At 62.4% G+C, this 14621-nt stretch carries 14 protein-coding genes; 7 read left to right on the top strand and 7 right to left on the bottom strand.

Annotated features, from left to right (window positions below; all coding sequences use genetic code 11):
• Window positions 1-80 precede the first annotated feature (80 nt).
• The 5 genes from CKW24_RS10195 to CKW24_RS10175 all read right to left on the bottom strand — a co-directional run bounded on the left by CKW24_RS10195 (window position 81) and on the right by CKW24_RS10175 (window position 4182).
• Complete coding sequence (locus CKW24_RS10195; RefSeq protein WP_095167567.1) at window positions 81-524, bottom strand: hotdog fold thioesterase; 444 nt, start codon at window positions 522-524, stop codon at window positions 81-83.
• Window positions 525-553: 29 nt separating this feature from the next.
• A complete protein-coding gene (locus CKW24_RS10190; protein WP_095167565.1) occupies window positions 554-2221 on the bottom strand; it encodes an AMP-binding protein in 1668 nt (555 codons plus the stop codon).
• Between the two features lie 107 nt (window positions 2222-2328).
• Window positions 2329-2781 carry a phosphohistidine phosphatase SixA gene (gene sixA / locus CKW24_RS10185; RefSeq protein ID WP_095167564.1) on the bottom strand — a complete coding sequence of 151 codons (453 nt, stop codon included), beginning with the start codon at window positions 2779-2781 and terminating at the stop codon, window positions 2329-2331.
• Window positions 2778-3125 (bottom strand): DUF4389 domain-containing protein, encoded by a 348-nt coding sequence (locus tag CKW24_RS10180; RefSeq protein WP_095167563.1) that lies wholly within the window; start codon window positions 3123-3125, stop codon window positions 2778-2780. The genes sixA and CKW24_RS10180 overlap by 4 nt, the downstream gene beginning before the upstream one ends.
• 31 nt (window positions 3126-3156) lie before the next feature.
• Window positions 3157-4182: an NAD(P)H-dependent glycerol-3-phosphate dehydrogenase gene (locus CKW24_RS10175; RefSeq protein WP_095167561.1), complete on the bottom strand. Its 1026-nt coding sequence runs from the start codon at window positions 4180-4182 to the stop codon at window positions 3157-3159.
• A 196-nt stretch (window positions 4183-4378) separates the two neighbouring features.
• Between CKW24_RS10175 and CKW24_RS10170 the strand changes: the two genes are divergently transcribed.
• From CKW24_RS10170 to fabB, 5 genes are all read left to right on the top strand, one after another.
• Window positions 4379-6502 (top strand): TonB-dependent siderophore receptor, encoded by a 2124-nt coding sequence (locus tag CKW24_RS10170; RefSeq protein ID WP_095167559.1) that lies wholly within the window; start codon window positions 4379-4381, stop codon window positions 6500-6502.
• A 1-nt stretch (window position 6503) separates the two neighbouring features.
• A complete protein-coding gene (locus CKW24_RS10165; RefSeq protein WP_256585445.1) occupies window positions 6504-7433 on the top strand; it encodes an ABC transporter substrate-binding protein in 930 nt (309 codons plus the stop codon).
• Window positions 7430-9328 carry an ATP-binding protein gene (locus tag CKW24_RS10160; protein WP_095167558.1) on the top strand — a complete coding sequence of 633 codons (1899 nt, stop codon included), beginning with the start codon at window positions 7430-7432 and terminating at the stop codon, window positions 9326-9328. Before CKW24_RS10165 ends, CKW24_RS10160 begins: the two co-directional genes overlap by 4 nt.
• A 247-nt stretch (window positions 9329-9575) precedes the next feature.
• Entirely contained in the window at window positions 9576-10091 is a 516-nt protein-coding gene (gene fabA, locus CKW24_RS10155; protein ID WP_010211704.1) for a 3-hydroxyacyl-[acyl-carrier-protein] dehydratase FabA, read from the top strand.
• A gap of 11 nt (window positions 10092-10102) precedes the next feature.
• On the top strand, window positions 10103-11323 hold the full coding sequence (gene fabB / locus CKW24_RS10150; RefSeq protein WP_095167556.1) for a beta-ketoacyl-ACP synthase I: 1221 nt from the start codon (window positions 10103-10105) through the stop codon (window positions 11321-11323).
• A 70-nt stretch (window positions 11324-11393) separates the two neighbouring features.
• Here fabB and CKW24_RS10145 read toward each other — a convergent pair whose 3' ends face one another.
• On the bottom strand, window positions 11394-11858 hold the full coding sequence (locus CKW24_RS10145) for a DUF3859 domain-containing protein (RefSeq protein WP_095167555.1): 465 nt from the start codon (window positions 11856-11858) through the stop codon (window positions 11394-11396).
• Between the two features lie 70 nt (window positions 11859-11928).
• A complete protein-coding gene (locus CKW24_RS10140; RefSeq protein ID WP_256585443.1) occupies window positions 11929-12948 on the bottom strand; it encodes an amidohydrolase family protein in 1020 nt (339 codons plus the stop codon).
• Between the two features lie 146 nt (window positions 12949-13094).
• On the opposite strand from CKW24_RS10140, the gene CKW24_RS10135 reads away from it, so the two are divergent.
• Both CKW24_RS10135 and CKW24_RS10130 read left to right on the top strand, forming a co-directional pair.
• Window positions 13095-13511: an OsmC family protein gene (locus CKW24_RS10135; RefSeq protein WP_095167553.1), complete on the top strand. Its 417-nt coding sequence runs from the start codon at window positions 13095-13097 to the stop codon at window positions 13509-13511.
• Window positions 13512-13573: 62 nt separating this feature from the next.
• Window positions 13574-14446 carry a pirin family protein gene (locus CKW24_RS10130; protein ID WP_095167551.1) on the top strand — a complete coding sequence of 291 codons (873 nt, stop codon included), beginning with the start codon at window positions 13574-13576 and terminating at the stop codon, window positions 14444-14446.
• Window positions 14447-14621: the final 175 nt, after the last annotated feature.

Raw genomic sequence — 14621 nt, 5'->3', positions numbered from 1 at the left:
GGGGCAATGACCGTAACTGCCAGGAAGGGTGACAGTCAGGCCATGGTTATGTAGATCGCCCACGCCCCAGCAGCAGCGGATCAGCGTGCTGGAGGTGCCTCACCCAGCGGCACCACCGCCATGGTCAGGCGCGACACGCAACTGGCCTTGCCTTCATCGCTGCTCAGGCGAATGTCCCAGACGTGGGTGGTACGCCCGATGTGGATCGGCCTGGCCACCGCCGTGACCCGCCCGCTGCGCAGCCCTCGCAGGTGGTTGGCATTGATTTCCAGGCCAACGCAATAGAACTTGCTCGCATCGATGCACAGGTAACTGGCCATCGAGCCAACCGACTCGGCCAGCACCACGGAGGCGCCGCCATGCAACAAGCCGTAGGGCTGATGGGTGCGGTGATCGATCACCATGCTGGCGGTCAGCGATTGCTCGTCAAACGACTCAAAACGAATATCCAGCACTTCGCCAATGGTGTTTTTCTGAATCGCATTCAGTTGTTCAATGTTTGGAGCAGTACGCCACAGACTCATCTCTTGGTCCCTTATTGCTGTTGTTTGCCTCAATCCTGCCACAGCACCGCTTCGCTGCGCGCGCTCCATTCCTCGAAGCGCGCACCGTAGGTGGCCTCGATCACGTTGCGCTTGATCTTCAGGGTCGGGGTCAGAAAGCCGTTCTCCACCGCCCAGCTGTCCTTGACCACCACCAACTGGCGTAGGCGCTCATGTTTGTCGAGGGCGCCATTGACCTCTTCGAGCAGGCTTTCCAGGCTCGCATGCAGGGCATTTCGCGCCGCGCTGGCGGCATCCTGCAGTCCCACCGCCGACAGCACGCACAGGCCCAACGGCGCACTCAGGCCGTCGCCAACCACACACACTTGCTCGATGCGCGAGTGCACCGCCAGGCGGTTCTCGATCGGTGCCGGGGCCACGTACTTGCCCTTGCTGGTCTTGAAGATTTCCTTGAGCCGTCCGGTCAGGCGCAAATAACCCTCGGCGTCCTGCTCGCCCTTGTCGCCGGTGCGCAGAAATCCATCTTCGGTAATGGTCTCGGCGGTTTTCTGCGGCTCCTTGAAATAGCCCTGCATGGTGGCGCCGCTGCGCACCTGCACCTCGCCCGTTGTGTCGATGCGCACTTGCACCTCAGGGCACGGTTTGCCGATCCAGCCGGGGCGTTGCTGGCCCGGCAGGGAGATATGCGAATAACCGCAACTTTCGGTCATCCCGTAGACCTCCAGCACATCCAGTCCCAGGCGCTTGTACCAATGCAGCAAGGCCAAGGGCACCGGTGCAGCGCCGGACAGGGCAATGCGCAAGGCATCCAGGCCCAGGCCGGCCAGCACCTTGTGCCCGACCCGCTTGCCGATGATCGGCAGGCCCAGCAAAAAATCCAGGCGTCGGGCCGGGATCTTGCTGTAGACCCCCATCTGGAACTTGGTCCAGATCCGCGGCACGCCAAACAACGCCGTGGGCCGGGCGCGCTGCAAATCAACCAGGAAGGTGTCGAGGCTCTCGGCAAAAAACACTGTTTGCCCGGTATAAATCGATGCCATTTCGACAAACATGCGTTCGGCGACATGGCACAGCGGCAGGTACGACAACAGTCGATCCGACTCAGTGAGGTTGAACAACTGGGTGCCATGGGTGGCGGCAAAGCCGAGGTTGGCAAAGCTGTGCATCACCCCTTTGGGCAGGCCCGTGGTGCCGGAGGTATAGATGATGGTCGCCAACTCGTCGGCATCCGGCGTCGGGTTGTCCTGGATCGGTGAACTGCGCTGCAGGTCGGCCCAACTGTAGTCAAACGTCGCCGCGGGGCACAGTGGCAGGCTGATGGTGGGCAGGTCGGCGCTGACGCCCTTGGACATGCCCGGCCAGTCATCCAGCTTGCCGATGAATGCCAGGGCCGCCTGCGAGTGCTCCAGCACCTGGGCCACCGACTCGGCCGTCAGGTTGGGGTACAGCGGCACCGACACATGCCCGGCCATCCAGATCGCCAGGTCAGCGATGATCCAGTGCGCACAGTTTTTCGAGATCAGGGCAATGTGGCTGCCCTGGGGCAACTCCCGGGCGCGCAGCCAGTGCGCGGCGCAACGAGCCTGGTGACCGACATCGGCCCAGGTCAGCGTTTCGACCTGGCCGCGCCCAGTCGGCTGGACCATGAACCGCTGGCGCGGGTGGCGGGCTTCACGCTCGTAGAACACTTGCAGCGGCAAACGAAAAGCGGCGGGCATGGAATGCGCTCCTGTTTTTGTTCGGTGTCGCCGCAAGCGTAGACCAACCAAGCGATTGCTTGGTTGTCTATTTCAAACAAAAAACCCCGCCCCTGAGCGCCGGGGTATTACGGGTGTTTGAGGCTGTTGAGCTTCATCAGCCCGGCCAGCGGCCACTCGCCTTCGAGTTCCGCCAGGCCTGCCGTGCGCACTGCCACAGGCTCCTGCACATGACCGTGCTGCAAAAACCCCAGCAGATTGCCCACCAACGGGTTGTGGCTGACCAGCAGCACGTTGTCCACCGAGGCCAGTTGCTCGGCCACGGCTTGCGGGCGGCTGTCGGGGGTCAGCCATTCGACGGTGCGAATGTCTGGCACGAAACCCAGGGCCTCGCGCACCAGTTGTGCCGTTTGCTGGGCACGCAGATAGGGGCTGGCGTAGATCGCGGTCAGCGGCTCGCCGATCAACCGGGCGGCACTGCGCAAGGCTTCCTCGCAGCCATGGGGCGTCAATGCCCGCTCCGAGTCCGGACGCGAACCATAGGGCTGTGCTTCACCATGGCGCAACACCCAGACTTTCATAGTTTTGGCTCCTCATCACGGACCGGATGTGGTGCTGGCGCCACTGTGTGCGGGGCCTCGCCTTCCGGGGTGCGCGGGGTTGGCCAGTCGGCAAACGGCCAGGGTTTCTGGTCGCTGTGGAAGCTGCCGAAACGGCCGATCTGCGCGAGGAACTGGCTGAGGCTGTCACCGAAGTTCATCAGCCCGGCACTCGGGGCACCATAAATCAGGCGGTAGACCAGTTGCACCAGCACCACGGCGCCGAGAATGAATTGCGCCACCTGCCACACCAGCACAAACACCAGCATCCACAGCACCCGCAGGAGGATCGACTCGTACCTGGCTTCTACTTTGGGTTCGTTCATGTCTTGCTCCCTGCCCCCGTCAATCGAGGGCTCAGTTGAAACCGCTGGTGGAGATAAAATCGACATCGGTTTTCGGCTCGCCACGCATCAGCAGTTCAATCACCTGCTCCAGCGTGCGCCCTTCAAACAGAATGGCGTGCAGGCCGGCGACCAACGGCATATAGACTCCGACTTCCTGGGACTTGGCCTTGAGCACCTTGAGGGTGTTGACGCCCTCGGCGACCTCGCCCAGGCGGTTCACCGCATCCTCCAGGCTCAAGCCCTGGCCCAGGGCAAAACCCACCTGATAGTTGCGGCTCTTGGGTGAAGAGCAGGTGACAATCAAGTCGCCGACCCCGGCCAGACCGAGGAACGTCATCGGGTTGGCACCACGATTCACCGCAAAACGGGTCATTTCCGCCAGCGCCCGGGTGATCAACATGCTCTTGGTGTTTTCCCCCATGCCCAGCGCCACGGCCATGCCGGCGATGATCGCGTAGACGTTTTTCAGCGCGCCACCCAACTCGACCCCAAAACGGTCTGCACTGGCGTAGACGCGGAAGGTCCGGCCGTGCAGCGCGGCTTGTACGCGCTGGCACACCTCTTCGTCCTCACTGGCCACCACCGTGGCTGTCAGGGCGTGTTCGGCGACTTCACGGGCCAGGTTCGGCCCGGAGAGCACCCCGATACGCGCTTGCGGAGCGATTTCCTCGAGGATCTCACTCATCAGCATGAAGCTTTGCGCCTCAATGCCTTTGGTCAGGCTCACCAGGAACTTGCCACTCAGGCGCTCGGCATGGGGTGCCAGCACCGAGCGCAGGGCGCTGGACGGCAGTGCGACAAAACTCAGATCACAATCGTCGAGGGTGGCCTGCAGATCGGTGACCGGCTCCACGGCCGGATGCACCTTGATACCTTTGAGGTAGCGTGGGTTCTCGCGGTTGACTCGAATGGCCTCGGCCTGCTCGGGATCGCGCATCCATTGGCGAACCGCATGACCGTTCTCAGCCAGCAGATTTGCCACAGCGGTACCAAAACTCCCGCCCCCCAGGACCGCAATCGGGCGCTGTTCATTCATATGTAGTCCATTAATCCATTGCAATGGCGATGACAGCATTATACGGGGCGGCCGTGCATCGACCAGCCCCCCGAACAATTACCGACATCAGTAGGACGCTAGACAACAAAACGAAGGAAAACGCTGACATCGTGACTGGAAAACTCGACCAGCTCGGTTAACATGCGCCCCATCCAAACGGTATCAAGGCTGTTCCGTGGTTGCTGGTCCCTCCCCCCTCCATTCTTCGCTGGCCCTGGCGTTGCTGTTCAGCGACACCTTGCTGGCCGATGACCTGTTCCTGGAAAACCTGCCGCTGCCACAAGTGCTGACCGCCACCCGACTCAAACAGTCGCCCGCCGCCGTGCCGGGCAGCATGAGCGTGCTCGACAGCGAACTGATCAAGGCCAGCGGCGCGCGGGACATCAGCGAGCTGTTGCGGCTGGTACCGGGGATGATGGTGGGCAACATCAACGGCAACCAGGCGGTGGTCAACTACCACGGCAGCAATGCCAGTCAGGCGCGGCGCATGCAAGTACTGATCGATGGGCGCTCGGTGTACCGCGCCGGCCTGGCAACGGTGGACTGGAGCGATATCGCGGTAGCGCTGGAAGACGTTGAGCGCATCGAGGTGTTTCGCGGGCCCAACACCGTCAGCTACGGCGCCAATGCCCTGATGGCCGTGGTCAACATCATTACCCGCGCCCCGGCCAACAGCCATGGCACACGGGTCAAAGTCACCCGCGGCCAGCGCGGGATCAATGACTGGTACGCCAGCCACGGCACCGGCTGGGGCAGTGGCGACCTGCGCCTGTCGTTGTCGGGCCAGGAAGACGACGGCTTCGACTCCGACCAGCGGGGTGCGGACTACCACGACAGCCGGCGCCTGGACCGGGTCAACCTGGCCATCAGCCAGGCACTCGACGAACAGCACAGCCTCGACTGGCAGCTCAACGCCAAGGACGGCAGCAATCAGCGGCCCTATACCTACCGTCCGGTATTCCCCGGGATTACCGCCGCCGGAAACAATTCCGACGTGAGCGCCAAGAATTATTCCACCTCCCTGCGCTGGAACCTCGACCTGAACCCCGAGCACAGCCTCTATGTCCAGGGCACGGCGCAGCACTGGGATCGCCAGCAAACCTGGCGCGCCTGTGATGCCGAAATATCGTTCAGCCCGCAACTGGCGGAGCTCTGGCAACTGGACCCGAACTACACCGAGCGCCTGGCGCGCAACATGGACAGCTTCACCGCCAGCGGTGCCCCAAGCTCGACGCCAGAGCAGGAGGCACTGGCCAACCAGGCCCTGGCGCAGTGGCGAGGCGGCGCCAACCGGACCGTCTGCGGCAACATCGACCAAAGCACCCGGGAATCGCGCTACGACCTGGAACTGCAGGACACCCTGAGCCTGTCCGATAGTCTGCGCCTGGTCAGCGGCTTGAACTATCGTTACGACCGGGCCGACTCCGAGACCTACTTCAATGGCACCCTCGATGACACCACCTCGCGCCTGTTCGGCCAGTTGGAGTGGCGTGCCACCGAGCACTGGCTACTGCAGGGCGGTGCAATGTACGAAAAAACCCGTTTGATCGGTGACTCGCTGACCCCGCGCTTCGCGATCAACTACCTGATCAACCCGCGCCATGGCCTGCGCGCGGTGTACTCCGAAGCCGTGCGCTCGCCCGACATGTTCGAGAACAACGTCAATTGGAGCTATCGGGTGACCGGGCTCAACCCCACGGCCTACGGCAGGCCCAACGCCCGTTATTTCGTCAAGACCCGCGGCCCCGGCGATCTCGAGCAGGAACACATGCGCTCGCGCGAACTCGGCTACAACGGCTATTTCGCCCAGCTGGGCCTGAATCTCGACGTCAAGCTGTTCCACGACGAGATCACCGGGATGATCAGCGAGTCGCTGCGCAACAATCAGTTCATTGCCAGCAATTCCAACACCGCTCGCTTTCAAGGTACGGAAACCCAGCTCGACTGGCGCCTGAGTGCTGTCGACCGGTTACGCCTGACCTACGCCTATGTCGACGCCGAGGCCAGCAGCCCCCAGGACCAGCAACTGACCGCGCGCAACAGTGGCTCCGCCGGCTGGCTGCGCGATTGGGGCAACGGCTGGAACAGCGCGCTGTTCTACTACGGCGACGACGCCCTCAATGGCTACCGTTTCGAACGGCTCGACTCGCGCCTGGCCAAACGCATCGCCCTGGGCAAGGCCAGCCTGGAGCTGGCCAGCACCCTGCAACAACGCCTGGACAATCAGCCCAACACCTTCGCCGACAATTACTACGACTCACGCCACGTGCTGTACTTCAGCGCCGAGCTGGTGTTCTGAGATGGTTCTTGCGCGTATGTCGACCAGCCTGCTGAACCACCTGCTTCGTTGCCTGGGGCTGCTGCTGCTCGGCTGCCTGGCCGCCCTCCCCGTGCGGGCAGCCGATATCCTCCTGACGGGGGCCGAAGACAGTCCCGGCGTGCAGGCCTTTACCCAGGCCCTGGCCCAGCAGCGGCCCAAAGACACTGTGCGCTTCATGCCATTGCGCGAGTTGCCGCCGCCCGCCCGCATCCCCTGTACCACCCGCCTGATTCTGCTCGACCTGGCCAGCCTCGACTGGCGCCTGCAAGACCATCAAGGCCCTCCCACCCTGGTGCTGCGGATCAGCCGCCTGCAAGCCAATCAACGCGTGGGCGACACCCGTCCTCTGCACCTGAGCCTGCTGTGGAGTGATCCACCGCTCAGCCGCCAGTTGCGCCTGACCCGTAGCCTGCTGCCGCAAGCCAGGCGCATTGGCGTGTTGTTCGGCAAGGACAGCGAGTTCCTGCTCAAGGAGCTGCACGGCGCCGCCCATCGCCTGGGCATAGAAGTCGTCGCCGAGCGCTGGGACAACACCAGTGACAGCCGGCCCCTGCAAGCGCTACTGAAAAACAGCGACGTGCTGCTGGGTCTCGACGACCCCGAGCTGTACAACCCGAAAACCGCAAAAAACCTGTTGCTCAGCAGCTATGGCCAGCAACGGGCGCTGATCGGACCGAATGCCGGGTTCGTCAAGGCCGGCAGCCTGGCCAGCAGCTACAGCGACCAGAGTGACTGGCTGGCGATCCTCGACGAGTTGCTCGACCGTCCGCCGGCTAGTTGGCCACGCAGCCTCTACCCCACGCGCTTCAAGGTCGCCACCAACCCGCAAGTCGCGCGCTCCCTGGGCCTTGAACAGATCGACCCCGTGGCGGTGGCTATCCAGTTGGCCGAAGGAGACACCTGGCCATGACCTTCCGCCGCCACTGGGGCATCAATACCCGCACCCAGGTCATCAGCCTCGGCCCGGCCCTGCTGCTGACCCTGCTGCTGATCAGCTTCTTTACCTTCGTGCGCATCCAGGACTTGCGCCAGGAACTCAATCACACCGGCCAACTGGTGGCCAATCAACTGGCCCCGGCCACCGAATATGGGGTGATTTCCGGCAACAAGGAGGTGCTCGAGAGCCTGATGAAGGCCACGCTGGCCACCCCTCACGTGCGTTTCCTGCAGGTCCAGGACAGTGCCAACAACGTCCTGGTGTACGTCGAGCAACCGTCGCTTTCCCGCGGACAGCCACAGCAGATCGAGGTATTCCAGGCACCGGTGCGCCTGCAACGCATCCAGCTCAATGACGACTTCCTGCAGGCCGCGCCCCCGCCCAGCGGCATCACTGAAGACTATCTGGGGCGGGTGATCGTTGGCATGTCCAACGATGCCTTCAGTCAGCGCCAACAGGAGATCGTCCTCAAGGCGGGCATCCTGGCGCTATTCGCCCTGCTCTTTACCTTCCTCCTGGCCCGGCGCCTGGCCGCCAGCCTGTCGGAACCCATCAGTGCCATGGGCAACGCGGTGAAGGCCATCCAACAAGGCGACTACAGCACCCCGCTGCCGATCGTCGACGATGCGGAATTGGGCAGCCTGTCGCGGCATATCAACAACCTGGCCGATGGCCTGGAGCACGCCAGCCGTGAACAGCAGCAGGCCATGGCGCAACTGATCCAGACCCGTGAAGAGGCGGAAAAGGCCAACAGCGCCAAATCCGACTTCCTGGCGATGATGAGCCACGAACTGCGCACCCCCATGAATGGCGTGCTGGGCATGTTGCAGCTTCTGGAAACCACCCAGATGACCGACGAGCAAGTCGAGTACGCCGCATTGGCGTCGGAGTCCACCGAGCATTTGCTCAAGGTGATCAACGATATTCTGGATTTTTCGCGCATCGAACGAGCGCCCCTGGAACTGGAGCACATCCCGTTCAACCTCGCCGACCTGATCAACAGTTGCGCCCAGGCGTTCGCCCACAGTGCGCAGCAACGCGGCCTGAACCTGCAGCTGCAATTGGCCGACGGCATGCCGGCCCTGAACGTGCAGGGCGACCCGACACGTATCCGGCAGATCCTGGTCAACCTGATCGGCAATGCCCTGAAATTCACCGAGCACGGCCAGGTGTCAATCCAGGCGCAGTGGCAGTCGCTGGACCACGAACTGCTGTGGTTTACCTGCACGGTGCGCGACAGCGGCATCGGCATCTCCCCGGACAACCTGGAACAGATGTTCAACGCCTTCCAGCAGGCCGACAGTTCGATTTCAAGGCGTTATGGCGGTACTGGCCTGGGACTGCCGATCGCCCGCACCCTGGCCGAACGCATGGGCGGCACCCTGCGCGCGCAAAGCGTGGAAGGCCAGGGCTCGGTCTTTACCCTGGAAATGCCCCTGGCCTTGTCGCGCCAGACCTTGCCCACACCGGCGCCTGCCGCGCGGGTGCCGAGCGGCAATGGCGAAGGGCGCAATGTGTTGCTGGTGGAGGACAACCCGGTCAACCAGACCGTGATCGAGGCCATGCTACGCAGCCTGGGCTTCACCGTCAGCGTCGCCACCGACGGTGCGCAGGCGGTACGCAGCGCCGAAAGCCTGATTTTCGAGGCAATCCTGATGGATTGCCGGCTGCCGATCATCGACGGCTACGAAGCCACGCGGCAGATCCGGCAACTGCCCGGCTGCAGCGAAGTACCGATCATCGCCCTGACGGCCAACGCCTTGCAGGGTGACCGCGAGGCCTGCCTGGCGGCGGGAATGAACGATTACCTGGCCAAGCCTTTCAAACGTACTGATCTGCAGCAAATTCTCCAGCGTTGGCTGCAGTAGTACCGCCTAATCGAGCATCTGCGACTGGCGCGAAAACCGAAAGTGCGGCAGTCTTAGTCACCTCGACAGGCTCGATTTTGGGCTTGAATAATAATTTCAGTGCACAAGTGTACATTCATGTCCCTTGTCCTGTGACTTTCACCACAACGCAATAGTCTATGAGTAGGCTGCCGGTTCAAGGCATGAATGCTTTGATCGGCCGGGAAGATTTGCCCCACCTGCCGCATGGGACTATTGAGGAGCTCGCATGACCAAACAAAACGCCTTTACTCGGGAAGACCTGCTGCGCTGCAGTCGCGGTGAGCTGTTCGGCCCAGGTAACGCGCAACTGCCCGCCCCGAACATGTTGATGGTGGATCGCATCACCCATATCAGCGAAGAGGGTGGCAAGTACGGCAAAGGTGAATTGGTCGCAGAGCTGGATATCACTCCGGACCTGTGGTTCTTCGCCTGCCACTTCGAAGGTGATCCGGTGATGCCGGGCTGCCTGGGCCTCGACGCCATGTGGCAACTGGTCGGCTTCTTCCTCGGCTGGCAAGGCCTGCCAGGCCGCGGCCGTGCCCTGGGTTCGGGCGAAGTGAAGTTCTTTGGCCAGGTCCTGCCGACCGCCAAGAAAGTCACCTACAACATTCAGATCAAGCGTGTACTCAAAGGCAAACTGAACCTGGCCATCGCCGATGGTTCGGTCAGCGTTGACGGCCGCGAGATCTACACCGCCGAAGGCCTTCGGGTCGGCGTTTTCACCTCCACTGACAACTTCTAAGGGTTATCCGCATGCGCCGCGTCGTTATCACTGGTCTGGGCATCGTTTCGTGCCTGGGCAATGACAAAGAGACCGTCTCCGCTAACCTGCGTGCAAGCCGCCCTGGCATCCGGTTCAACCCGGAATATGCCGAAATGGGTCTGCGTAGCCAGGTTTCCGGCTCCATTGACCTGCCCCTCGAAGAACTGATCGATCGCAAGATCTATCGCTTCGTCGGCCATGCGGCGGCTTACGCCTACCTGGCCATGAAAGACGCCATCACTGACTCCGGCCTGACCGAAGAGCAAGTGTCCAACCCGCGTACCGGCCTGATCGCTGGCTCCGGTGGCGCATCGACCCTGAACCAGATGGAAGCGCTGGATATCCTGCGCGAGAAAGGCGTCAAGCGCGTCGGCCCATACCGCGTGACGCGGACTATGAGCAGCACCGTTTCCGCGTGCCTGGCCACTCCGTTCAAGATCAAGGGCCTGAACTACTCCATCGCTTCTGCCTGCGCCACCAGTGCTCACTGCATCGGTACCGCCATGGAACAGATCCAGATGGGCAAGCAGGACATCGTGTTCGCCGGCGGCGGTGAAGAAGAGCATTGGAGCCAATCGTTCCTGTTCGACGCCATGGGCGCACTGTCCAGCCAGTACAACGAAACCCCGGAAAAAGCCTCCCGTGCCTACGACGCCAAGCGTGACGGTTTTGTCATCGCCGGCGGTGGCGGCATGGTCGTGGTTGAGGAGCTGGAGCACGCTCTGGCCCGTGGCGCGAAGATCTACGCGGAAATCGTCGGCTACGGCGCGACCTCCGACGGCTACGACATGGTCGCACCAAGCGGCGAAGGCGCCATCCGCTGCATGCAGATGGCGATGTCCACCGTTGATGCACCGATCGACTACCTGAACACCCACGGCACCTCGACTCCGGTCGGCGACGTCATGGAAATGAAAGGTGTGCGTGAAGTGTTCGGCGCCAAGGCACCGGCCATCAGCTCCACCAAGAGCCTGTCGGGTCACTCCCTGGGCGCCGCCGGCGTTCACGAAGCGATCTACTGCATGCTGATGATGGAAGGCAACTTCATGGCCGGTTCGGCCAACATCGACGAGCTGGATCCGGAAGTGGCCGACATGCCAATCCTGACCAAGACCCGTGAAGACGTAGCCTTCAACACCGTGATGAGCAACAGCTTCGGCTTCGGCGGCACCAACGCCACCCTGGTCCTGCAGCGCTGGCAGGGTAAGTAATACCCCGCTGCACCGCCGCATAAAAAACGCCCCGACTGGTTCGGGGCGTTTTTTTGTCTGCGATTGCGGCTTAGCGCACGGTGAAACTTTGCTGCGTCAGCAAACGATCGCCTTGGAACACCATGAAGCGCCATTCGCCCGGCACCACTTCGTGGCTCTCGGTGAATTCATAGGCCATCACATCCTGCGGGGCACCCGGCAGCAGCTTCTGGACCACCTCCAGCTTGTCGTGACGCACGCCGTCGGGGGTGCGAATGCCCGGGGTAAAGTACAGCAACGTCAGCGGCTGCCCCTCGACCGCCTTGCCGGCCAACTGATAGCGGATACCGAACTTGGTGCCCAACTTGGCTGGCACCGTTTCGGTCTGGCGGATCGACTCGTTGCTGCGCCGCAACACCCGCTCCCCTGACTGCAGATCGGCCTTGGCCCCTTCGAACACACCATATTCCACTGGACCTTGCACGCTGACCTCGGCGCTGGCCAGGCCGCTGAGCAGCATCAGCGCCGCCAATGCAGATAAACGAGTGAGGGACATTTCGCGCTCCTTGATTGAGATGGGCGCGAGGGTATGACACCCGGGTGACAGGCTGATGACAAACCGCCGTTCAGCGCGCCCCTTGCGTCACCGTACGCGGCAGGACCGCCAGGAAGTTGTCTCGCGCCACCCGGCGCGCGACCTCGGGCGGCAAGGCGTCGAGAAAGGGGGTAAAGCCGTGCATTTGTTTGCCCAGGGTCTTGAAGCGCCCGACCACGTCGGAACCCAGCATGAAACGCTCAGGGAAGCGCGTCACCAGGCTTACCCATTCCGGGCGAGGCTGCCCCGCCTCATCCAGCAGATAAGGCGTGAGCACGCTCCAGGACAGGTCGATGAACAGATTGGGGTACGCTTCGAGCAGCCGCGTCAGGGTCGGCAGCAGGAAATCCAGCTGGGTTTGATGCCGATGGATTTCCAGGCTGGTGCCAGCGTGCGCCCAGATAAACCGGGTATGGGGATGATTGCGCAGCGGCTCTTCGATCTCGGCCAGGTACAGCGGGTTTTTCTCGCGCTTGGAAGTGATGTTGGAATGCACCAGCACCGGCAAGTCGTTCTCCGCCGCCAGGTGGTAAATCCGCGTCATGGCCTCGTTGTTCGCTCGCGGCGTGTCGCCGGAGGTCAGGGCGGTCAAGTCGTCATGCCGGGTAAACACCTCGCCTATGCCCTGCCACAAGCCGGGATTGAGGTCGAGCATGCGTTGGATATGCGCCTCAGAGTTCTTGTCATTGGGATTGAAGCCTGAGAGGAACGGATGAAACTGTTGGCGCTGTTCGGGGGTCAGCTTGTTCACCGCGGCGGCGACAATCACATCAGTGGCGCTGTACCAGTAGGCATCGGCATCATCCCCGGCGTAATAGCGCGGGCGCTTGGGCTCGTCTTCATGCCACTTCTTCGCCACCGGGACCCCGGAAATCATCACATGCTCGATGCGATTGTCCGCCATCGCCTTGAGCAGTTTCGGCATGCCGGCGGTTTCCTGGAAAAAATCCACATAGTGCAGGTGTGCATCGCTATAGGCGTACTCACGGGCGTCCGCCAGCCCGCTGAGCAGCACCAGCAACCAGGCAGCATTCCAGGGTTTCAAAGACACGCGCGCGCTCCCCAACAGATGAACAGAATAGACCCCGCACCAAGCTCAAGGGTTCAGCGATAAAGAAAGTGGAACGCCTGATTGCGCGAATGCTCTATAACTGCAAGGTGTTTTTCCGTCGTCTCCCACTGCCAGAGAGGTAACCCATGACCATTACCGTCAATACTGAATCCAGTGAAGGTTTTCGCCACAGCGTGCAGATCGATGAGCATGAACTGTTTGCCGATGTCCCGGTATCCGCAGGCGGCGAAGGCTCCGCGCCTGAGCCCCACGACTACTTCGACGCAGCTCTCGGGGCGTGCAAGGCGCTGACCCTGAAGCTGTACGCGCAGAAAAAAGGCATCCCGCTGACCGGCGTCACGGTCGAGGTCAAGCACGACAACAGCGAAGAGCAGAAAGGCAAGTACGCCCTGCACGTCAAGCTGACCCTCAAGGGCGTGCTCACCGATGCCCAGCGTGACGAACTGCACCGGGTGGCCGATCGCTGCCCGATCCACAAGCTGATGACCACCAGCGAAGTGAGCATCGAAACCCACCTTTCCGAAGGCGCCTTCAGCCAATAGCGGCAAGTGCCGGCTGTGCGGGTTATGCTCAACGGCATCTTTCGTACAGCCTGGAATGCCCCATGACCGCTCCGCTCGTGATCCGCCCGCGCCCCGAAGAGGTCGAAGGCCAACCGATCCTGCGCCCGCTGCCCTCGGCCAAATGCCGCAGCGTCGGGCCTTTCGTGTTTTTCGACCACATGCTCCACACCCGCTACCCGGCCGGCCACGGCATGAACATCCGCCAACACCCGCACATCGGCCTGTCGACCCTGACCTACCTGTTCGAAGGCGAACTCCTGCACAAGGACAGCCTGGGCTCCGAGCAACTCGTCCAGGCCGGTGACGTCAGCTGGATGACCGCCGGCAGCGCCATCGCCCACGTCGAACGCACGCCCGCCGAGCTGTGGGACCAGGACTTCACCATGCACGGCCTGCAAATCTGGCTGGCCTCGCCCAAGGAACACGAACAAGGCCCAGGCCACTACAGCCACCACCCGGCCGCCAGCCTGCCGGTCAGCGATAACCTGGGAGTAAAAATCCGCATGATCGCCGGCACCGGCTTCTGCCTTGAGTCCCCGGTCCCCATACTCTCCCCGACCCTGTACGCGGAACTGCAACTGCAAACCGCGACCACCCTGCTGATCCCCACCGAACACACAGAACGCGCGCTCTACGTCCTCAGCGGCGACGCCCAGCTCAACGACCAGCCCATCGAACCCCACTCGCTGGTGATCCTGCCAAGCGGCGAAACAATGACCCTGTTCGCCGAGAGCGACTGTCACGCCATCCTCTTCGGCGGCGCCCCCATGGACGGCCCACGCCGGATCAACTGGAACTTCGTCGCCAGCGACCCGAGCGCCATCGAAGAAGCGCGCCGGCGCTGGGCAGCAGGTGACTGGCCAAGTGTTCCGGGGGAAAGCGAGAGAATTGAGTTACCCAAAGGCAGAGGCTGAGGCGGGCAGGTTTTTTTGTGGGATGCGCTGCGAGGACTGCGTCCTCGAACGCAGCCTCGCGGGCTCGGCAGCTGCGAGAGGATTGGGGGGGTTACACCGAGAGCTTTGGTGTGGAGCAAGCCGCCATCGCGGGCAAGCCCGCTCCCACAGAGATATTCCAGCGCAGGAAAGCAGG

The organism is Pseudomonas sp. Irchel 3H3, from assembly GCF_900187635.1.
In the GTDB taxonomy this organism is placed as follows: domain Bacteria; phylum Pseudomonadota; class Gammaproteobacteria; order Pseudomonadales; family Pseudomonadaceae; genus Aquipseudomonas.
This window is presented reverse-complemented; position numbering and strand designations above follow the sequence as displayed.